We start from the raw sequence: 21,911 nt of genomic DNA, 5'->3' as shown, positions 1-21,911 counted from the left end.
TACTTTCATGTTCCGACCACCATTAGCGACAGCCAGATCATGTTGGATAGTGCACCCATGATCGCTGGGCGATGTTTGGGAAACAAATGCCCGACATTATGCCAAAAAGCCGCAACATGAGCCTACTCAAGTCATTTCACTTCATATCGGCGCGTACTTACATTCGTTTTCGATAGCATTGTTAAATCACCAGCAACTCTTGGATTGCTTGCTAATATGAAATGAGCAGGCAGCGCATTCTTCACTTTACGCCAAGCCATGTTGACCTGAGTTTCAAGCGTGTCCGCGATGCGTGCCAATGGGGGTAGCAGGTACCGAACGCACCGGCTGATTCGCAAGTCCATCCGTTTCGTAGATGGGCTCAACGAGAGCAGATGCAAACCTTGAACTCAATTCAACCGTGGCTAGACGGAAACTGACGATCGGAAACATGGATATCCATCACACATTTCCATTTGCAGTGCGGCGACGCCATTTTGGATGGCTGACAGCTTTGCTGGTAGCGAGCAGCCATGCGCTGGTGCTCGAAGACATTCGCGTTCGCAGCTATCTGGGGCAACCGTTTCGTGCGCAGATTCAGTTTCATAGTGAAGCCGATGACATTGTGGAGCCCCGTTGCGTCAAACTGATTCCGCTCGATGTTGGTGGTGGCACACTTCCCATAGCCAATAGTCAGATCCAGATCACGGACCGGCCCGGTGGTGGAATCATTCGCATCCATACCCGTCAAGCTATCAACGAACCGGTTTTACAGTTTGCCGTCCAGCTGGATTGCGGCAGTGGCCAATTGACTCGCGAATACACAATATTGATCGACCCGGAGGAAATGGCACCGAGCATTGAGCCTGCAGAAAGCCCGGCCATGGCCGTAGCACCCCGGGGACCTTCTGGTGATCGTGTCGTGTCCAATGTGCAAACGGAGTTGCCTCCCCAAGGCCGACCATCGCGCACCACCCCTCGCCGCAAACCAACAGCAACGCCATCTGCAGCCAAGCCCAACGACCAGCCCCAACTTCATATTTCGCCCACTACCTTTTTGAACAATTTCAAGCCGGATGGCTCAGATATCGATTTCGGTATACAGCTCCAATTCAGCAAGGAATTGGGCACTACCCGGCCCGGGGCACGTGAGAACAATACATCACGTGATCTGGCACGCGCGATGCAATCGGACGACCAGACAGCTGCCATCCTGCAATTGGAACACCAGATTGGCCAGCTGGAAAAGCAATTGGCCGCGCTACGGGCCCAAATGCAGACCATGCCATCAACCCCGCCAGCTGCCGGCCCGGCCACACCACTGCAGACAGAGCCATCCACAGCGACAACCTCCACTATGCCATCACGCAGTCCTGCCTGGCTCAACTACCTGTTCTGGGCACTGCTGGGCGGTGTGATACTGGGCTTGGTGGCATGGCTGTATCGCTACCGTTCACGTCACATGACCGAAGAGGAGACGTCCGTTGTGCTGGAAACCAGCAGCGCTGGCGATGAGAAACCAGCCATGTCTGACATTGCACAGCGCGCTGCACAGAAAGCGGCGCTGGCAGATGGGTTGGATTTCGACTCAGCCAAGGAAGATGCAATCATCGTCAACGACCACGAGCGCTGGTTGATTGAAGAGGCACAAATCTTCCTGAAACAAGGCTGGCGAGATCAGGCTATCAATCTGCTGGATGAGGAAGTAACACGCAACCCTTATCAGTTGGATATCTGGTTGATGTTGTTTGAAATCTTCCAGAAGGACAAGGACAAGAGCGGCTTTGCAGCGCACGCCGAGCGCTTCAAGGCTCTGGTTCGGGGCCTGCCGATCTGGCGTACCATCCGCGAGATGGGTGCCACCATCGATCCGGAAAACCCGCTTTACCAAAACGACAACTAAGTGGGCTGGCACGACTAAAGGTCTGTGCCACAATGGATTCGTATCCAGGGCCAATGGCCCTGATTCCTATTATTCCATTTATTCTATTGTTGGAGCTGTTATGCATCTGACTTCACAAGCCATACGCGATGGCGAAAAAATTCCTGCTGAATGTTGCTTCGGCAAAATCGACGTTACCCAGCATGTTGCCTTGTCGGGCAATTGCAATCCTGATCTGGCGTGGCACGACTTGCCAACGGGTACCCGCTCGCTGGTGGTAATCTGCCATGATCCAGATGTTCCCAGCTGTGGGGATGACGTCAATCAGGCAGGTAGAACCGTTCCGGCCTCGCTGCCTCGCGTGGATTTTTTCCATTGGGTCCTGGTAGACCTTGACCCAAATGGTGCCCCGATTGCCGAAGGCGAATTCAGCGATGGCGTCACCGCCAAAGGCAAATCCGGGCCAAGCGGGCCACGGGGTAGCCGTCAGGGGGTCAACGACTACGCCGGCTGGTTTGCTGGCGATACATCAATGGGCGGCAACTACTTTGGCTATGACGGCCCCTGCCCTCCCTGGAACGATACGATCAAACATCGCTATGTCTTTACCATTTATGCACTGGATATCGCCCGCTGCCCGGTAGAAGGCCACTTCACAGGTGCCGATGTGCGTCAGGCCATCGCTGGCCATGTATTGGGCCATGCCGCTTTGACCGGCTGGTACACCCTGAACCCAAATCTGGCTTGATCAGCAGTCTGGCCCATCTCAATTCAATCAGCAGGAGATTGATGTCATGCAACCTCATTGGCTTACTGTAACACTAGGCATGCTCTTGCTTGCCCTGTCGCAGGCCGCCCTAGCAGTCAAGGGCGAAGTGGTGAATTACAAGCAGGGAGACACCGAGCTTGAAGGCTACGTGGTCTGGCCCGACAAGCTGGATGGCAAACGCCCTGCAGTCTTGATCGTGCATGATTGGACGGGGGTGGGCGACTATGTCAAAGGCCGTGCTAAACAGCTGGCCGAATTGGGCTATGTGGCCTTTGCCGCCGATATCTATGGCAAAGGTATTCGCCCGGCATTTGGCCCCGAGGCGTCCAAGGTATCAGGGCAGTATTACAAGGACCGCCCACTATTGCACGCCAGGCTGAGTGCCGGCCTGGATTGGCTCAAATCACGCAAGGAGGTCAACACCGACAAGATTGCCAGCATGGGTTACTGCTTTGGTGGCATGGCTGCTCTGGAACTGGCAAGGTTGGGTGCGCCGGTAGTCGGTGCCATCAGCTTTCATGGCAACCTCAGCAATCCAACACCCGAAACCGCCAAGAACATCAAAGGCAAGGTGCTGGTATTGCACGGAGCGATTGATCCATTTGTGAAACCGGAACAAGTGGACGGATTCATGAAGGAAATGAATGCAGCCAACATCGACTACCAATTCATCGCCTACAGCGGTGCAGTCCACTCGTTCACGCAACCACACGTTGGCACCGACATCAGCAAAGGCACTGCTTACAACGCCAATGCCGATCGACGATCTTTTGATGCCATGAAGCTATTCCTCACAGAAGTGTTTCAGTAGCAGGTGATGGTATAAGTATGATGGGCCCCTGGCCAACCGGGCCTACTATTCCAGATCGCCCTCCAGATCCAACGGCTGGATGGCTGCGGGTGGAAACTGCATGCAGAAATCGCTGATACGACAGGTCAGCAAGTGCTTTCCTCGCGTGAAATCCGGGAAATGTGCCGGATCGACCTCAGCACTCAACAAGGCCGCACGTCGGAGATGGCCTGAAGCACGCGGCGTATAGATGAATGTCAGGCCGTTTCGTTGCTGTCCCAAGGTCCGGAAGCGCGCCGGGGCAAGACTGGTGTGCACAGGCAGGCGCATGCCGCTATTGGTAAAGTGCAGATCGGCGAACACCTTGCCATGCTTGATGGCCCGCACGCGATCAATGCCATCTGCACCATAGCGTACATCAAACTCGCAATGCTCCTTGGGAATCCCCCAGTTACGGGCACCATTTACCACACTGCTCAGACTGGATACATAGATTTTGCTGATAGTCAGGCAGCGCTTGCCGGAAAACAGGCAACTACCGGGAATGAACAACAGCTCGCGATACGGGCCACAATCTGCTGTCTGGTAATCGACAAACATTACATAGGCGATCTTCCCCAGACGTGATGCACGTAACGACTCATCCAGAAAACAGTCCTGATCCAGCTGCCTTTCTGGCAACCTGACGGCCATGACATAGCCTGTACCCGTCAATTGCCAAGGTGCGGGCAAGACCGGTAGCTGCGTTGTTTGCAGGCGATCCACTTTATGCCATCCGTCCACACTCACCTCATTCATACCAAAAATTTCAAGCAATTATAATTTCGTTAAGCAGATTAACAAAGTTATTATGCCATCGATATATAGCAATATTAGCCATTACCTCAGCATTTCAAGCTCGCAGTCACAACCTCTGTCGATCAATGGCCCACCAATCGTATTCGCGTATGCAGTATGAATCGCTGAAACAGACATCGATTTCCACAAAGCAAGTACACCTGCGATACCTGATTTGTACCGGGCAGCAAACGAAGGCGATATCCAGACAACTCAACCACCAGACACGCCACGCATTATGTGAGATACCACCAGGAGCCCAGTCAAACTGACGACCGTTGATCCCACGGCAGTATTGATGATGATATGAACGAGTGTTGTTACGAAAACAGCTAGGGCGCAGATGTTAAGTCATTCAACGATGATGTCAATGCAATCCAGAAAATGACCGCTGGTGCCATGTTGGCCGCATCACAAAGCGATGGGGAAACAACAATTTGCATGTGCGATACGCCAAGCAGTCATCAGGTATTTTCAGGACAAGACAGCCCAATGTTCCATAGGCAATAACCCTCCCTCCGGCATTCGGCATGAATGTCGGTTCCGACACATCCTGCTTCCTTCAAGGGGCCATACTACCAAATTGGCAATTTTACATGGCCCACAACCTGAAAGCTGTCAATGCAGATGAGGATGATGGTCGTGGTAATAATGCCGCAAGTATTCCACACCCTTCGACACCCCCATCACCATGGCCCACCCGATCAGGGTTGCCACCAGTGCCAGCGGTATCCAGGGTTGTGAGACAAACAGTACAGCGACAGCCATCAATGCAATGACACCTATACTGTTGTACCAACCTTGCTGGGCTTTCCTAGAGGTCATGACTGCCTCCTTGACTGCCATTTGACGATGTATGTCGCGAACGCGGCACAGGCATCGTTAAACCTTGGACGAGATGGATCACAAAAAGCTCCCACTCCCCCAAATTATTGTCATCTGGTCATGACAATCCGGACAATGCCCTGAGATGGGCAACCACACTACGCCCAAGGGCAGATAAGGCGTAACCACCTTCCAACACCGATACGATCCGGCCTTCTGCACATTCGTCGGCCAAGGCTTTCAATTCATTGGTCACCCAGGCATAGTCGGCTTCCATCAAACCAAATGAAGCCATATCGTCTTCCATGTGGGCATCGAAGCCCGCGGAGATCATGATCAGATCCGGCCTGAAATCACGCAATGCCGGCAGCCAATGATGACCGACTGCCTCGCGCCATGTGTCACCTCGGGTACCGGCTGGTAGTGGCACGTTGACCATATTTCCCCCCATCGGCCGATCGCCCGAGTAAGGATAGAACGGGTGCTGAAAGGTGGACACCATCAGTACACGCGGATTGTCATGGAAGATTTCTTCGGTGCCATTGCCATGGTGGACATCAAAATCAACAATCGCCACCCGCTCCAGCCCATAATGCATCATGGCATGGGCGGCCCCCACTGCTATGTTGTTGAAAAAGCAAAAACCCATTGCACGCCGCGACTCAGCATGATGTCCCGGTGGACGCACACAGCAAAAGGCATTCGGCGCCTCGCCGGACATCACCACATCCACCGCTTTTACCACTGCCCCTGCTGCACGTCGAGCAGCCTTGAGCGTATGGCAGTTCATGGCCGTATCGGGGTCAAGGTGAACAATGCCTTGCATCGGGCTGCTGGTTTCAACCTGCTCAATGTAACGCTGGGTGTGGACCCGACTGAGTTGCTCATGGGTCACTACTGGCGCCTCGACATAGCTGAGAAAATCCATCAGCCCGTTGGCAATCAGTTGGTCTTCAATGGCCTGAATACGCTGTGGACATTCGGGATGGTACGACCCCATGTCATGCAACAGGCAGTCAGGGTGCGTAACAAATGCGGTAAGCACCGGCCTCCTCCATTTATTGATGAACCATTTGAGCAATTAACTTGGCCTTTTGCGGCTTATTATGAACTAAGGCAGTGGCGGTGTTGAACCCGCCATCATCTGACTCGCTGACGACTGGTGGAACTGTCATTTTAATACGAACCAGGCAACAGACGCGCTGTCTGTCCATGAATTACTTCATCAAGATAAGAACACATGTCGAACCTCTCTGCTGCACTTGATCAGATTGATCAAATCATCCTTGGCAAAACCTATCAGATCAGGCTTTCCGTGGCATGCCTGCTTGCAGGCGGCCATCTGCTGATCGAAGACCTACCTGGGGTGGGTAAAACCACCTTGGCGCATGTCCTCGCCCATACCTTGGGGCTGGATTTCCAACGCATACAGTTCACATCGGATCTGTTACCCGCCGACTTGATCGGGGTGTCAGTGTATGACCGGGCTGCCAACGAATTCCGCTTTCATCCGGGCCCTGTATTCACTCAGGTGATTCTGGCCGACGAGATCAACCGTGCAACACCCAAATCTCAGAGTGCATTGCTGGAGGCCATGGAAGAACGCCAAGTGACACAGGATGGCGTTACCCATAAGCTGCCTGAACCCTTTTTCGTGATTGCCACCCAAAACCCACAACAACAGATTGGTACATTCCCCTTGCCCGAGTCACAGTTGGATCGTTTTCTGATGCGGATTGCATTGGGTTATCCGGATGCATCGGCAGAACGTGCGCTGCTGGCAGGTGAAGATCGTCGATCGATGATTGCCGAACTGCAGCCCAAGCTGACAGTATTGGCGCTACGCGAACTACAACAGGCAGTGCGTCGGGTGCGTGCATCCGACGCACTGCTGGACTATCTGCAGGCGCTGCTCGCGCATACCCGCCAGAGTCCACGTTACAGTAATGGTCTGAGCCCGCGCGCCGGCTTGGGGCTATTGAATGCAGCACGCGCCTGGGCTCTACTGGATGGCCGCCAGGCAGTATTGCCTGAAGATCTGCAAGCCGTTATGCCGGGCGTAGCCGGTCACCGCCTACTCAACGCCAACGGGCAGATGGCAACTGACGAGGACATCAAGGCGTTGCTACGTGAGGTCGCAATTCCGTGATATCTGCTTTTACTGCGCCAGTGGCCCATGTTCGCCGTTTGCTGTTTCGCCCGACTGGGCCGATTCCAGGCCCGATCGAGCTGACGCATCGCAAGATTTTCATTATCCCGTCCCGCTTTGGCTTGGGGTTTGGTGTGTTATTGCTGGTCCTGCTGGTAGGGTCGCTCAATTACGACCTTAGCCTGGGCTACGCCTTGACCTTCTGGTTGGTTGGCATCGGTCATGCATCGATGTACCACTGTTTTCGCAACCAGTCGCGGCTGAGCTTGCGTTATGGCAAATGCCAGCCGGTGTTCGCCGGCGGTTTGGCCAGCTTCGAAATCGTAATCGACAACGCCACCAAGCATCCACGACGGGCCTTGACCTTGACTGTCGCCGGAGCGGAGCCGATCGCCACGGATGTCGCTGCCCATGGCAGCGCCGAAGTTCATGTTGAATTACCTGCGCCGCACCGCGGATATCTGCCCCTACCCAAATTGACACTCTCCAATCGTTATCCGTTGGGTCTGTTTTACGCATGGTCGTATGCAGAATTTGACGTACGTTGCCTGATCTATCCGGCACCGGAGATCGGCACTGAGCTGCCCCCCCCCAGTGGTGAGGGTAAATTGGGCCGTCGCAGTGGCGAAGGCTTCGATGACTTTGCCGGCCTGCGCCCCCATCGCCCCAGTGATTCGCCTCGTCACATCGCCTGGAAATACGCTGCCCGCGATGACAGCCTCTATACCAAGCAGTTTTCTGGCGAAAGCAGCGGTCGCATGTGGCTGGATTGGCAAAACCTACCGGCGGGCATGGATGTCGAGGCCCGTTTATCTCGTCTGACAGCATGGGTGTTGCAAGCGGATAGCAGCGGGTTGGAATACGGCTTGCGCCTACCAAGACTGGAGATTACACCTGGTGCAGGCCCAGCTCATCGTCATCAGTGCTTGCAAGCACTGGCGCTATTTGGGTTGGAGGGGGTATGAGCAAGCCACTGGTTTCGACAGATCAACTTGGATTGACCAACACGTGGTGGTTACTGATTGCGGCAGTATCCTGCCTGTTGCCCTTGACCCCACATCTGAATCTATGGGTACCCTTTTGCACATTGGGCCTGCTGGGCTGGCGGGCACTAATTGTCTGGCAACACCGCGCCCTGCCCAGCAAGTGGATTCTGATGCCCGTCACACTGGGCACCGCTGGCGCCACGCTGCTCAGTTATGGCACATTGGTGGGCCGTTTTGCAGGGGTCAGCCTGTTTGCCATGCTGGTGGCGCTGAAGCTGATGGAAACCCGCAGCAAACGTGATGCACTCATTGTGATACTACTGTGCTATTTCTTGATCGTTACCCAGTTTCTGTTTGGGCAAGGCATGCTGTCGGCACTGGCTATGATCATACAGCTGATTGTCGTCACCGCCACACTCCGTGGCCTATATGGTGTTCACCCGGCCCCTTGGCGAGAGCGGCTACGTGAATCGGGCCTGCTGCTGACCCAAGGCCTGCCAGTCATGTTACTGCTGTTCGTACTGTTCCCTCGTATGCAAGGGCCATTGTGGCGCCTGCCCGATGACAAGACTACCTCTACCAGCGGACTGTCGGATTCGATGTCGCCCGGCAATATCGCCGAACTCTCGCAGTCCCCGGAGATTGCATTCCGCGTCACCTTTGACAATGCCAATCCACCACAATCGCAGCTATATTGGCGCGGCCCAGTGCTCTGGCAGTTTGACGGCCGCACTTGGCATCAGGCTTGGCAGGCCAATAGGCGACTCCCAAGCACACGGCCGGAGCAGCTTCGTGGCGAATTCAGCTATACCGTCACCTTGGAACCTCATCACAGGGACTGGTTATTCGCCCTTGACCTTCCTACTCAATTACCCGCTGATGCACGGATAAACGCAGATCATCAGATGCTTCACAAAGGCATGGTCAACGAGTTGAAGCGCTATAGTGTCCGCTCCGCAACCCGCTATGTTCTGCCCGCGACAGCGATGGAACTCAAGCGCGGCTTGCAGTTGCCGCCCGATTTCAACCCACGTAGCCGCGAATTGGCCCGCCGCATTCGAGATCAAGCCGGTAGCCCGGGCGCCGCAGTGCGGGCGGTACTCAATCACTTCAACCGTGAGCAGTTCTATTACACACTGCAGCCACCACTACTGGGGCGTGACAGTATTGACGACTTCCTGTTCGGCAGCCGCCGTGGGTTCTGCGAACATTATGCCGGTGCATTCGTCTTCCTGATGCGGTCAATGGATATTCCAGCACGTGTGGTCACCGGCTATCAAGGGGGAGAATACAACCCAGTAGGTAATTACTACATTATTCGCCAGAGCGATGCTCATGCTTGGACAGAAGTCTGGCTGGATGGCCAGGGATGGACAAGAGTTGACCCGACCGCCGCGGTGGCCCGTGAACGTATCGAGCAAAACCTAGCGGCAGCGCTCCCCCAGTCCGATAACCTGCCCTTTACCTTACGCGGCCAACCTGAGCTGCTGCGCATGATGCGGTATGGGCTGGATTCGATGGTAAATCACTGGAATCAATGGGTGGTTGGATATAACATGCAACGACAGTCGAGTCTGCTACGTGATTTCGGCATTGAAGACATGCTTTCCGCGCGGATGCTGGGTACCTTGCTGGCCGGCGGAGCCCTGGCATCACTGCCGGTACTACTGTGGCTTTGGTTCAAAGGTCGCCCCCCTACACCCAGCCCCGCCGTGCGAGCCTGGCAACTGTTCCGGTATCGCTTGGCACAGGCTGGCATCGTCAGCCCACCTCATGAAGGCCCACTGGAACTGACTCGTCGGGCGGCCAATGCGTTGCCGGAACTGGCGCCAGCCATTCTGGAAATTGGTGCTCTCTATATTGATCTGCGCTACCAAGGTGTGATTGATCACCAATCGGAAGTAGCCCTTCTTGCCATGGTCAGGAAGTTCACCCCCCCACACCGCCCAGTTGTCTAGTCAGGACCACCACGCAAGGTCATGTCTCCATTACATGGTGGCATGACCAACAGTCACCCCCAATCCACTTGACTCACCACAAAATCTGGCCATCACGCTATTGATGATTTCCACACACCCGACGATCTGCGTGTATTTCACCGACAAACCGATTTCCCATTCCCGTTGAAACATGCGAAATTAGACAAACATCGATCAGAACAATAACAATCCTCAAAATCCAACATCGATACTTCATTCCCCATCCATCCCCACGAGGAGGCCATTGACTGGATATACCTTGGAAGGTCGGACCGACTGCCTGTCGGCCGTTAGAAAACATCAATAAAAAGCAAAAAACACCAAATTGGAGGAAACCAACATGAGACAGCTTTTGATTGCTGCAGTCCTATCCGTATTGCCCGCCGCGTCCTGGGCAGGTGTACCTATCGACGATGCTCAGTACCCCCGCGCAAAGCAGGCCCGTTCAGTCAATACCTATACCTATCTACGTTGCTGGTACCCCATCAGCGACAATCCGCTCCAACCCAAGGCATCATATGAATGGGCACGCGACCCGGTAAGCGGGGACTGGTTTCGGGTTTATGGCAACTGGTGGGCAGGTGGTGCATTGCGTTGGCAGAACATGTTCTATAGCAACACCTCGCAACAGACCCTGCAATCAGTCTGCCGACAAACACTGGAAAAAAAGGGGATTCAACGACCGGTGATCTCCACCTTTGCAGCAGACAACGCCACCTCATTCAATTACACCATTTGGACCAATGACTCTGCGGCACAAGGCAATACGTTGAACAAAGTCATCAGCTTTGGCGACAGCCTGTCAGACACTCAGAATGCCTACAATGCCAGCCTGTGGCAGCTACCAAATACCAGCTGGATGGGAGGCCGTTTCAGCAACGGCCGTGTGTGGGCGGAATATCTGTCACAGTCGCTCAATTTGCCATTTTACAACTGGGCATTTGGTGGCTCGGCCACGGATCAGCAGACCGTAGTGCCAGGCTTGGTGCAGCAAGTTAAGTCATGGCGTGAATACATGCGTGAGGCATCTGATTACCACCCGGAAAACACATTGTTCACCGTGCTGAGTGGTGGCAACGATCTGGTGAACTATGGCCGGAGCCCCACCCAAGCCATTGCCAGCATCCGTGAAGCATTGATCAATCTGATTGATGGCGGGGCACGTCACATCTTGTTGCTGAACTTGCCGGATGTGTCGCGGGCACCTGTATTCAAGTTCCGTCAAAACGGCGCCCAAGTGGCGGTCGATGTTCAAAATTACAACCAGCGTCTGAACGAATTGGCTGATGAGATGCGAGCACGTTATGGCAGCTCGTTGCAGTTGAAGTTATTCAACACCAACAGCATGTTTGATGACTTGCTGAACAACCCAGCCCAGTATGGAATCAGCAATATCAAGGATTCATGCTTGGACATCCGTAAATCGTCACCACTGGTCTATTTGCAACCCCAGAAGGTGCATTCGGATTGCCGTGACCCGAATCAATATGTGTTTTGGGACGCGCTACACCCAACCACCCGCACTCATCAACTGATGGCCAGCAAGGTGGATGGTTTCGTTCGCCAGCATTTCCCGAACCTGCCACGCTGATTGCGTGGCCGTAACGCAAAAGCACACGGCCCGGGATCACCGGGCCGTTTTCTGTTTGCTGTTCACAGCAAATATTCTTTTGTCACTCCTCGCCGGCGTAACAACCGACGCAAGCCTTCCAGTGCTTCGATCTGGATCTGGCGGACCCGCTCACGTGTCAGGCCCAGGCTTTCTGCCAAGTCTTCCAGCGTACAAACGTCATAGCCACTCAGCCCGTAACGGCGCTCAATCACCATGCGCTGCTTGTCGTTGAGTTGCCCCAACCACTCGCGCACATAACGTTCAACTTCAGCATTGTGGAAGATTTCCTCCGGACCATCACGCTGCTCATCCGGGATCGATTCGCCAATGGACAACATCGGGTCGATATCGAGCGGGGCATCCAGCGAGGCCATGCGCTCATTCAGATTCAACACCCGACGCACATCATCAACCGGCTTACCCAGCAGGTGGGCAACATCTTCTACTGTTGGCTCACGACCCATCTGGGATTCCAGATGGCGCTGTGCACGCAGGTAGACGTTAAGCTCCTTGATGACATGAACCGGCAGGCGAATGGTACGCGACTGATTCATGATCGCGCGTTCGATGCTTTGCCGAATCCACCAAGTTGCGTAGGTGGAGAATCGGAATCCGCGCTCCGGGTCGAACTTTTCCAACGCATGCATCAAACCGATGTTGCCTTCCTCAATCAGATCAAGCAACGCCATACCACGATTGATGTAATGCTTGGCAATATTCACCACCAGACGCAGGTTGTGTTCAATCATTTTCTGCCGGGCCTCAAAATCACCCGCCACAACCCGGCGCGCCAACATTCGCTCCTGCTCTTGCGTGAGCAGTGCATTGTGGCCTATATCATTCAGATAGATCTGAGTGACATCATTGATTACTTCAGTGGTATTGTTTTCTTGTTCTTCCGCTGATGCCTCTTCTGTCTCCGCCTCGTCGTCGAGCTCTGCTTCGAGTAACTCTTCATCCTCGACGATCTCTTCCTCTTCGATGGTCATTTTTGCGCTCATGATTTGTCAGCCGGTAAGAATTTGATCGGGTCCACCGGTTTTCCAAACCGACGGATCTCGAAATGCAGCTTCACTTTATCTGTGTCGCTGTCCCCCATCTCTGCGATTTGCTCACCCTTATTGACAACCTCCCCTTCCTTCACAAGCAGTTGCTGATTGTGGGCATAAGCAGTCAGATACGTTTTATTATGTTTTATAATCAACAACTTACCGTATCCACGCAAGCCCACTCCGCTATATACGACCTTGCCCGCAGCCGCAGCCAGCACAGGCTGACCACGCTTGCCAACAATGTCGATTCCTTTGCCACCCACCGCAAAACCGCTTGCGACCTTACCACTGGATGGCCACTGCCAGGTTTCCACTTCCCCATCAGTATCCACGTTCACAGTGGATTTACTGTCAGGCCTTGCCTCGGGCTTTGCTTCCTTCGGCTCAGGTTTGTTGTCCATCTTACTACCGACCTTGGCAACTTCTTTCGCCAGCTCGGCTGACTTGCTATCAGGCTTATCGACCACTTTCGCAGTCTCTTTAGGCGGCGCGGGTTTCGCCACCTGCAGCTTTTCCACTTGCGCAACTGCCGTCACACTGTATGGCAGTTTGTAAAGCTTGGGCTCACTGACCACTTTGCCCGGTCCGATGGCTTGCATCATCTGTACAGGTTCACTTTTCGGATCATTCTGCGACAACGGTGTGACAATTACGTTACTGTTTTCGACCTTTATATCTGCTAGTGGTTTCATATGCAGAACCTGATCTATCTTGATCAGGTTCGGGTCTTCCAACCGGTTCCACTGCGCCAGCTCACGGTAATCAAAACCGTATTCCAATGCAATGCCATACAACGTATCGCCTTTTTTGACGACATAGGTCTCTGGACGTAAATCCGGCTCTTTGTCGGACGAACCACGTTTCGAGGCAGCAGGCGGGATGTTGTTGGGGGATGACCTCGGGCGATCGGCTGATCGGTCGATGACGGGCGCTCGTGCAGGAGAATGCGTCGCACAAGCACTCAACAGAACCGATATGGTTACGATGACTGCCCAGACCCCACGGTCAAACCGCGGATGCGCGCCTCCTTCACGAGTTGGTCCAGCACAGGGCCGGAAGTGATTGATCTCGTTGAACAGCAATTGTCTAGTAGGGATTACGATAGTTCAGAAAACGAATATAAGTCAAGCAGTACCTGCTAATAAAGGCACAAATTTTACTGCTTCCAGCTTGGTCTCTGTATAGCCTTCATTTGTGCGCTCAATCATATACAAGTACTGGTCTTGTGTTCCGAGCGGCAACACCAATCTGCCACCGATCTTGAGTTGCTCCAGCAAAGATGGTGGGACATGACTGGCCGCTGCCGTCATCAAAATTGCATCAAACGGCGCAGCCTCAGGAATCCCCTGATGGCCATCGCCATGCTTGAGACGAACATTCATGATGCGTAATTGCCGAAGATGTTGACGTGCCTTATCAAGCAATGATGAAAGCCGCTCAATCGAGTACACCTCTTTTGCCAGCCGCGACAGAATACAGGTCTGATAAGCACAGCCAGTACCGATCTCCAGCACCTTTTCGAGCGGTTGCCCGCCACGCACCAGCTCGGTCATCCGCGCCACGATATAAGGCTGGGAGATGGTCTGACCAAACCCCAATGGCAAAGCTACATTTTCATACGCCCGATGGGATAGTGCTTCATCGACAAAAATGTGTCGTGGCACATCTGCCATCACCGCCAGCACAGCTTCGTCGCGAATGCCTTCCTGCCGCAACTTGTCGACCATCCGCAAACGAGTACGGGGGGACGTCATGCCAATACCGCGATGATCGGTGGTTTTCATTCAGCCAGCCATCCCTGTACAAATTGCGCCTGACCATGTGCCGTCAAATCCACCTGCAATGGCGTGATCGACACTTTCTGATTTGCTACCGCATGAAAATCGGTCCCCGGTCCCGCTTCGGCAGCCGCACCAGCAGCCCCCACCCAATAAACCGTCTCACCACGAGGGTTGTTGGATTTAACAACTGGCTCGGCCTTGTGACGGCGCCCCAAGCGGGTGACATCGATCCCTTGAATCGCATCCTGCGGTAGATCCGGTATATTGACATTGAGTAATACCGGCTGCCCCAGCGGCCGGCTGATATGGCGTTGTACCAATTGCAGCGCAATCATTGCTGCGGTATCAAAGTATTTACCAGTCTTGCTCGCCAGTGAAACAGCAATCGCCGGAATACCCAGCAGATAACCTTCCATCGCGGCAGCTACAGTGCCGGAATAGATTGTATCGTCACCCATGTTGGCACCGTAATTGATACCGGATACCACCAGATCAGGTTTGGCATCAAACATGCCCGTCACGGCCAGATGCACGCAATCCGTCGGCGTGCCATTCACAAAATAAAAACCGTTGGCGGCCTTGCGCAGAATCAGTGGGCGATCCAGTGTCAGCGAGTTGCTGGCACCACTTCGATCCCGCTCCGGCGCGACTACCGTTACATTTCCCACCTTCGACATGGCTGCAGCCAAGGCTGCAAGCCCAGGCGCGAAATAGCCATCGTCGTTGCTGATCAGAATATTCACACCGCCTCCCAAACCTTGGCTGCAATATGCAGGCCAAAGGCTGATTTCCTGCTGACTATTATTTGTGTTTGTATGTAATGGTGGGCTGGTCCGATATTCATCGAAGCCGGTACCAGGCTTGGTACCACAAGCGCCACAGTGAAAGCGTGCTTGGTAGCCCTTACTATCGTCCACCATTGTCACGCTTCACATCACCGCAACGATCACACCCTGGCGGCCATCTTTGCCAAACACAAATTAGCCGAATATTCCGCCACGCAGTTGTTCCAAACAACCACAGGATACTGTCTCATACGGTGAGGAACGGTCCATTGTAACCGCCGACATGACAAATACCAAACGCTTCCGGTCAAGCGGAAACAGATACGTACCGATCGTGAAAATGTCACCAGCCACGTTATACTAAGTCCATTTGATAGCTTGGGATCGGGATGGAAGCGCCACAGTCCACGCTACCGCCACTGAGTGGCATGAATCTCACCCGCCTAGCCGGGCCGGTATTGATCCTGCTCATCTTGGCAATGTTGATTCTGCCACTACCGACCTTCCTACTGGATTTGCTGTTCACCTTCAATATTGCACTGTCCGTGATCGTGCTGCTGGTCAGCCTCTATACCACACAGCCCTTGCAATTCTCCGCTTTTCCAACAGTGCTTCTGGTCACCACCCTGTTGCGGTTATCATTGAATGTAGCATCCACCCGGGTGATTCTGGCGCAGGGCCACACGGGTGGGGCTGCAGCAGGAAAAGTGATTGAGGCATTCGGACATTTCCTGATCGGCGGTGACTTCTTCATCGGGATCGTGGTGTTCGTGATCCTGACCATCATCAACTTCGTGGTCATCACCAAAGGCGCCGGCCGGATTGCTGAAGTATCGGCTCGCTTTACCTTGGACGCGATGCCTGGCAAGCAAATGGCTATCGATGCCGATCTGAATGCTGGCCTGATCGCTGAAGACGAAGCCCGCAAACGGCGCACAGCCATTGCGCAAGAGGCCGAATTCTTTGGTTCGATGGATGGTGCCAGCAAATTCGTTCGAGGAGACGCAGTAGCCGGCATTCTGATCATGATCATCAATGTGGTTGGTGGCTTGTTGGTAGGGGTGTTTCAGCATGACTTGGATTTCGCCACCTCATCCAAGCACTATACGCTGCTCACCATTGGCGATGGCCTGGTGGCACAGATTCCGGCACTGATCATCTCAACGGCGGCTGGTGTGGTGGTCAGCCGGGTGGGGACTGATGAGGATTTGTCACAACAGCTGATTGGACAGCTGTTCCAGCGCACCCAGGTACTATACCTCACGGCAGGCGTACTGACCTTGTTGGGCATTATCCCTGGCATGCCGCATGTGCCTTTCCTGCTGATGGCAGCTGCCATGGGTGGCCTAGCCTACTGGATGGTACAACGTGAGCGCCGTGCCCACGAAGCACCTCCCCTTGAAGAAGCCCCTCCGCCACCTGCCATCCCAGAGCTACAGGAAGTCGGCTGGGCTGACGTCTCACCAGTAGATCTGATCGGATTGGAGGTCGGTTACCGACTGATCCCGTTGGTTGACCGGAATCAGGACGGTGAACTGCTAAGGCGCATTCGTGGCATCCGTAAGAAAATTGCGCAGGAAATGGGTTTCTTGGTGCCTGCTGTACACATCCGTGACAATCTGGAACTCAAACCCAATACCTATCGCATTACCCTGAAAGGGGTAGACGTGGGTACTGGTGATGCCTACGCTGGCATGTTTCTGGCAATCAACCCCGGCCGTGTACTGGGAGAAATCGCCGGTACCCCGACCAAAGATCCGGCCTTTGGCCTACCTGCAGTATGGATTGATTCCGGAGCACGAGATCAGGCGCAGAACCTGGGCTATACGGTGGTGGACGCCAGCACGGTTGTCGCTACCCACCTTTCCAATATTTTGAATCAGCATGCATCAGAGCTGTTGGGACGTGAAGAAGTCCAAGCACTGCTTGATCATGTCGGCAAGGAATCGCCAAAGTTGGTTGAGGAACTGGTTCCAAAGATCATCCCGCTTGGTACCTTGCAGAAGATTTTGCAGGCACTGTTGGACGATGGCATCCACATTCGCGATATGCGTACCATTTTGGAAACACTGGGCGATCACTATATGCAAACTCAAGATATTGATGAATTGACAGCTGCAGTCCGCGTCGCACTTGGCCGTGCTATCATTCATCAAATATACGGAGATGCGAAAGAACTGGAACTGATTGCACTTGACCCACAACTGGAAAATATTCTGTTGCAAGCGGTGCAGTCGAAAGGTGGCGCAGCAGGTGGATTGGAGCCGGGACTGGCAGAAGCGATGCTGCAACAGGCTGCACAGGTTTCCAATCAGCGAGAGGAACAAGGTCAGGTATCGGTACTGATGGTACCGCCACCGCTAAGACCGCTGCTGTCGCGCTTTCTACGGCGAAGTGTGCCGCAGTTAAAGGTTGTTTCGCATAGCGAGATACCCGATACTAAGAACATCAGAGTCGTCGCGGTAATTGGTGGGAGGACCCAATAGCCCGGTTTGATCGGCAACGTTCAAGACGAGGTGCCGCAAAGGCCGTGTAGTGGTGTTGTACTTGTACTGAGCCCAAACTTGCAATGGCAGGATCAATGTCCGACAGCAGGACGTGGCCAAGCCGACAATGACCGAATCGGCGCCAGGCAATGCAAGGAGGCCATGATGCACGTTGCTGCCATCATGCAGACAGTGCGGGTTAGCCACCGCTGTCGAGTATTTGCATCTGTTCCTCCCATCTCCATCCGTTGACATGGTTCGGCATGGATGTCCCGTTTTCGGGCAAATCATGCCTGAGCACCCGGCGTAGTTCGTGCTGTGCAGTACAAGATGCCGGTCTCATGTCCGGCATCGCGAAACAACGCGAGCTTCGACGGGTTTGCGAGTGGAAGCGCTGAATAGATCGCACGTGTATGTGCGAGTTCAGCGCTTCTCGAATCGATGGGCCGAATTTGCTGTTGCGCGCAATCAGCACAACCGGTTCGGCGCCTTAGCGAAACACGTGCCTGGGTATGCCATGATTGTCAAAAAGTTTTACGGCACCAATACGCGTGACGCGCTCCGCCAAGTACGAGATGCCTTGGGGCCTGACGCACTGATTCTTGCCAACCGGCAGATTGCCAGTGGTGGCGTAGAAATCATGGCGGTATCCGATACAGATGTCGCCACTCTGACAGCGGCTCCCTCTGGGAGCACCAGTCGCCCGAAACCAGTCGTCACTGTGCCGCCAGCGGATACACCACGTGGTCGTCAGCTACAGAATACCTATGCTTTGCCAGACGATGACCCGAGTGATACGGATGCGTTTGTCACGGCTATTTCAGCACCAGCTCCCAGCCCACGCCCAGAACCTGTCCGTGAACCGATCCTGCGAGCACCAACCAACCCGCAACCGTTTACACCGCCTCGAATCGCCCCGGAGCCCTCGCCGGCTCAAGCACCCCGACCTGAGCTCGTTGCAGCCAAACCGGCCCAGCGCTATGTAGTCGATAGCGAAGTACCCAAACACAACGGCAGTGGGAGCGGCTCCCATTCTGTTACGGCGAATGTGGGTGAGCCGATGCAATCCATCATGCAGGAATTGAAAGCCCTGCGGACATTAATGGAAGGGCAATTGGCAGGCTTTGCCTGGAGCGATATGCAGAAACATGCCCCAGCCAAGCTGGAAGTCTTTCGCCGCATGCTGGCGTTTGGTTTCAGCCCGGCCTTATGTCGCCAATTGCTTGAACATATCCCGGCCAACTACGATGCAGATACTGGGCTACGCTGGGTACGGGCCGCGCTGCAACGCAACCTGCCAGTGATCGCGGCCGGGGATGACCTGATCGAATCAGGCGGCATCTATGCCTTGGTTGGCCCCACTGGCGTTGGCAAAACCACCACAGTAGCCAAACTGGCAGCCCGTTGCACCCTCAAGCATGGTGCCAGCAAGGTAGCACTGATTACCACAGACAGCTACCGAATTGGTGCGCACGACCAACTGCGCATCTATGGCAAGATCCTGGGTGTGCCGGTGTACTCGGTCAAAGACGAATCCGACTTACAACTGACACTCTCCGACTTAGGCAACCGCTTCATGGTGTTGGTTGACACCGTTGGCATGAGTCAGCGCGACAAACGCCTAGCTGAACAGATTGCCTTGTTGACCAGCCCAGGTTCCACAGTGCGGCGCATCCTTTTGCTGTCTGCCACCGCCCAGAGCAGCACACTGGATGACGTGGTGCGTTGCTATCAGGCTGACGGCCTATCTGGTTGCATTCTCACCAAGCTGGATGAAGCAGCGGTACTGGGCGACAGCCTGGACGTGATCATCCGCCATCGGCTTACGCTGCACTATGTCACCAATGGCCAGCGTGTCCCCGAAGACTTGCACCTGGCCAATCCACTATATCTGCTGGATCGCGCCTTACGCATGATGCAGGACCCGTCGGCCTATGTACTGAGGCCGGACGAATATCCTTTACAAGCTGCAGCTCGTGCCAATGCGGTCAGCAGCCCGCTGGATATAGGTGGTGGATTGCATGGCTGATTGGCAGGATCAGGCTGCAGGCCTGCGCCGGCTTGTCGCACGCCCAACCGCCCGCAGTATCTGCTTCAATGGTGGGCGTGGACACACTGGCACCACCAGCATTGTGGCCAACCTTGCCTTGTCGTTGGCATTGGCAGGCCAACGGGTACTGATTCTGGATGAACATACCGGTAACGCCAACATTGCCCAACGTCTGGGCCTGCCGTCCCTGATCAATCTGGAACAGGCATTGAACAGGCACCTACCAATGGCTGCATTGTGGGCAGAAGCCACGGCAGGGGTCGGCGTGATGCAGATTGCCGCCAACCAACGCCAGCTGGCTGCACTGACATCGTATGAAGAAGACCGCCTGGCCTTTGAATTCAATCAACTGACGTCGGCCATCGATTTCATTCTGATCGACGCGGTAACTACCACCTGCGACCACGTGCCCAGCCTGAATCTGGCTTCGGCAGAGAATGTCGTCGTGGTCTGCAATCGTGCCGAATCACTGACCGATGGTTACGCAATGATGAAATTGTTGAACAAAGGTTATGGCCAGCGCGCCTTCCGTATTCTGGTCAATCGGGTTGATACCTTCGCCGAAGCCACGGCGGTATTCGAACGACTACAAGAGGTCGCCAGCCGTTTCATCGACGTACAGATGAAACTGATCGGCTATGTGCCGGAGGATGAAAAACTGGCTCGAGCCAATCGTCTTAGCCAGCCTGTAATCACCGCCTTTGCCGACGCTGAATCCAGCATTGCCTTCAACCAATTGGGGGAAAGCATCCAGCGTTGGCCACCACCAACCGATGATCGCTTTGCCCCGCCTGGCATGGTACATCGCTTGATTCAGAACAGCCGCGCATTTGCCGAACACAACCCTTGAATCATCCGATCGATACGCAACTAAACTAAAATGCTTGGTGACGGATAATGTAATGAACGGCAAGCGAAATCGGCCTCAAGCTCGCGTAGTTGGCCAACATGGGCTATGAAACCGTGCAAACAGCACCTAAGCTAAGGGAGTAGAACAACAACGAACATCGATGGTCATTGTGTCTAGGACGCTGCCACCAGTCCCTGACCAGCACCATGATCAATCAGGATGTTCCATTACCAGGCTTTGAAGAGGGTTGTATGTACAAGCCGGATATCGGCGTTACACCGGAAGACCGAGTTCATCAGTTTGCACCGCTGGTCAAACGCATTGCTTATCACTTCATGACTAAAGTGCCAGCCAGTGTCGATGTGGAGGACCTAATTCAAGTCGGGCTGATCGGACTGATGGAAGCGGCCCACAACTTCGATGCATCACAAGGTGCGCAGTTCGAAACCTATGCATCGCAGCGCATCCGTGGCGCCATGCTGGATTTCTTGCGTGAAGCTGACTGGATGCCTCGTAATACGCGCCGCAACCTGCGTACTATCGAAGCGACCATTCAACGAATGGAACAGCGGCTGGGGCGCCCCGCTACCGAGCTGGAAATTGCCGGCGAGATGAACCTGCCATTGGCGGATTACCAACAAATGCTGGACGATGCACGTGGCTATCAGCTGATCTATTACGAAGATTACGAAGACGAAGGTGAACATAGCCAACTCGATCGCTTTGCCGCGGATACCGAAGCGAACCCATTTCATGCGCTGGACGATGCAGACTTCCGGAAACACTTGAAGCAAGGAATCGACATGCTGCCCGAACGGGAAAAACTGGTCATGGCACTTTATTACGAACAGGAACTCAACCTGAAAGAAATCGGCGAGGTGCTGGCAGTGACAGAATCGCGGGTATGCCAGTTGCACAGTCAGGCCATCGCGCGCCTGCGCGGGCAATTGACGGATTGGCTACCCGCCAACCCTGGCCGCAAGCGCAAGGCGAAAGGGAGCAACTGACCCATAATCATCGCCCCTTTGCATACTGTACTGGAGACGGCAAGCCTGGTCATTCAAGTCATCACACCAGATAGCCGATAACCATTCAATTT

The 21,911-nt window shown here is 54.3% G+C and carries 18 protein-coding genes; 11 read left to right on the top strand and 7 right to left on the bottom strand.

Annotated elements, in window-relative coordinates; translation table 11 throughout:
• Positions 1 to 430: 430 nt before the first annotated feature.
• From FFS57_RS01110 to FFS57_RS01100, 3 genes are all read left to right on the top strand, one after another.
• Positions 431 to 1,882 carry a type IV pilus assembly protein FimV gene (locus FFS57_RS01110; protein ID WP_137935889.1) on the top strand — a complete coding sequence of 484 codons (1,452 nt, stop codon included), beginning with the start codon at positions 431 to 433 and terminating at the stop codon, positions 1,880 to 1,882.
• Positions 1,883 to 1,982: 100 nt separating this feature from the next.
• On the top strand, positions 1,983 to 2,609 hold the full coding sequence (locus FFS57_RS01105) for a YbhB/YbcL family Raf kinase inhibitor-like protein (protein ID WP_137935888.1): 627 nt from the start codon (positions 1,983 to 1,985) through the stop codon (positions 2,607 to 2,609).
• Between the two features lie 46 nt (positions 2,610 to 2,655).
• Positions 2,656 to 3,441, top strand: coding sequence for a dienelactone hydrolase family protein (locus FFS57_RS01100; RefSeq protein WP_137935887.1), 786 nt, complete (start codon positions 2,656 to 2,658; stop codon positions 3,439 to 3,441).
• Positions 3,442 to 3,486: 45 nt separating this feature from the next.
• Here the strand turns inward: FFS57_RS01100 and FFS57_RS01095 are convergent, their stop codons facing one another.
• The 3 genes from FFS57_RS01095 to FFS57_RS01085 all read right to left on the bottom strand — a co-directional run bounded on the left by FFS57_RS01095 (position 3,487) and on the right by FFS57_RS01085 (position 6,127).
• Positions 3,487 to 4,236, bottom strand: a complete 750-nt coding sequence (locus FFS57_RS01095; RefSeq protein WP_137935886.1) for an acetoacetate decarboxylase family protein — start codon at positions 4,234 to 4,236, stop codon at positions 3,487 to 3,489.
• A gap of 639 nt (positions 4,237 to 4,875) precedes the next feature.
• Positions 4,876 to 5,082 (bottom strand): hypothetical protein, encoded by a 207-nt coding sequence (locus tag FFS57_RS01090; RefSeq protein WP_137935885.1) that lies wholly within the window; start codon positions 5,080 to 5,082, stop codon positions 4,876 to 4,878.
• Positions 5,083 to 5,200: 118 nt separating this feature from the next.
• Complete coding sequence (locus FFS57_RS01085) at positions 5,201 to 6,127, bottom strand: histone deacetylase family protein (RefSeq protein ID WP_249383835.1); 927 nt, start codon at positions 6,125 to 6,127, stop codon at positions 5,201 to 5,203.
• Positions 6,128 to 6,322: 195 nt separating this feature from the next.
• Here FFS57_RS01085 and FFS57_RS01080 point away from each other — a divergent pair, with 195 nt between their 5' ends.
• The 4 genes from FFS57_RS01080 to FFS57_RS01065 all read left to right on the top strand — a co-directional run bounded on the left by FFS57_RS01080 (position 6,323) and on the right by FFS57_RS01065 (position 11,787).
• On the top strand, positions 6,323 to 7,231 hold the full coding sequence (locus FFS57_RS01080) for an AAA family ATPase (RefSeq protein ID WP_137935884.1): 909 nt from the start codon (positions 6,323 to 6,325) through the stop codon (positions 7,229 to 7,231).
• Positions 7,228 to 8,196: a DUF58 domain-containing protein gene (locus FFS57_RS01075; protein WP_249383834.1), complete on the top strand. Its 969-nt coding sequence runs from the start codon at positions 7,228 to 7,230 to the stop codon at positions 8,194 to 8,196. Before FFS57_RS01080 ends, FFS57_RS01075 begins: the two co-directional genes overlap by 4 nt.
• Positions 8,193 to 10,175, top strand: coding sequence for a transglutaminase TgpA family protein (locus tag FFS57_RS01070; protein WP_137935883.1), 1,983 nt, complete (start codon positions 8,193 to 8,195; stop codon positions 10,173 to 10,175). The genes FFS57_RS01075 and FFS57_RS01070 overlap by 4 nt, the downstream gene beginning before the upstream one ends.
• A gap of 361 nt (positions 10,176 to 10,536) precedes the next feature.
• Positions 10,537 to 11,787, top strand: a complete 1,251-nt coding sequence (locus tag FFS57_RS01065; protein ID WP_137935882.1) for an SGNH/GDSL hydrolase family protein — start codon at positions 10,537 to 10,539, stop codon at positions 11,785 to 11,787.
• A 62-nt stretch (positions 11,788 to 11,849) separates the two neighbouring features.
• Here FFS57_RS01065 and rpoS read toward each other — a convergent pair whose 3' ends face one another.
• The 4 genes from rpoS to surE form a co-directional block, all read right to left on the bottom strand.
• On the bottom strand, positions 11,850 to 12,797 hold the full coding sequence (rpoS, locus tag FFS57_RS01060) for an RNA polymerase sigma factor RpoS (protein WP_502705887.1): 948 nt from the start codon (positions 12,795 to 12,797) through the stop codon (positions 11,850 to 11,852).
• A gap of 8 nt (positions 12,798 to 12,805) precedes the next feature.
• The gene (locus FFS57_RS01055; RefSeq protein WP_137935880.1) at positions 12,806 to 13,825 is read right to left on the bottom strand and encodes a peptidoglycan DD-metalloendopeptidase family protein; all 1,020 of its coding nucleotides are present in this window, start codon (positions 13,823 to 13,825) and stop codon (positions 12,806 to 12,808) included.
• A 159-nt stretch (positions 13,826 to 13,984) separates the two neighbouring features.
• The gene (locus FFS57_RS01050) at positions 13,985 to 14,644 is read right to left on the bottom strand and encodes a protein-L-isoaspartate(D-aspartate) O-methyltransferase (RefSeq protein ID WP_249383833.1); all 660 of its coding nucleotides are present in this window, start codon (positions 14,642 to 14,644) and stop codon (positions 13,985 to 13,987) included.
• Positions 14,641 to 15,384 carry a 5'/3'-nucleotidase SurE gene (gene surE / locus FFS57_RS01045; protein WP_137935879.1) on the bottom strand — a complete coding sequence of 248 codons (744 nt, stop codon included), beginning with the start codon at positions 15,382 to 15,384 and terminating at the stop codon, positions 14,641 to 14,643. Before surE ends, FFS57_RS01050 begins: the two co-directional genes overlap by 4 nt.
• Positions 15,385 to 15,815: 431 nt before the next feature.
• Between surE and flhA the strand changes: the two genes are divergently transcribed.
• From flhA to FFS57_RS01025, 4 genes are all read left to right on the top strand, one after another.
• Positions 15,816 to 17,912, top strand: a complete 2,097-nt coding sequence (flhA, locus tag FFS57_RS01040) for a flagellar biosynthesis protein FlhA (protein WP_137935878.1) — start codon at positions 15,816 to 15,818, stop codon at positions 17,910 to 17,912.
• A 517-nt stretch (positions 17,913 to 18,429) separates the two neighbouring features.
• Positions 18,430 to 19,941: a flagellar biosynthesis GTPase FlhF gene (gene flhF / locus FFS57_RS01035; protein ID WP_137935877.1), complete on the top strand. Its 1,512-nt coding sequence runs from the start codon at positions 18,430 to 18,432 to the stop codon at positions 19,939 to 19,941.
• Positions 19,934 to 20,812 (top strand): MinD/ParA family ATP-binding protein, encoded by an 879-nt coding sequence (locus FFS57_RS01030; RefSeq protein WP_137935876.1) that lies wholly within the window; start codon positions 19,934 to 19,936, stop codon positions 20,810 to 20,812. Before flhF ends, FFS57_RS01030 begins: the two co-directional genes overlap by 8 nt.
• Positions 20,813 to 21,063: 251 nt before the next feature.
• On the top strand, positions 21,064 to 21,819 hold the full coding sequence (locus FFS57_RS01025; protein WP_137935970.1) for an RNA polymerase sigma factor FliA: 756 nt from the start codon (positions 21,064 to 21,066) through the stop codon (positions 21,817 to 21,819).
• Positions 21,820 to 21,911: the final 92 nt, after the last annotated feature.

It is taken from the genome of Chitinivorax sp. B (assembly GCF_005503445.1).
In the GTDB taxonomy this organism is placed as follows: Bacteria; Pseudomonadota; Gammaproteobacteria; order Burkholderiales; family SCOH01; genus Chitinivorax.
This window is presented reverse-complemented; position numbering and strand designations above follow the sequence as displayed.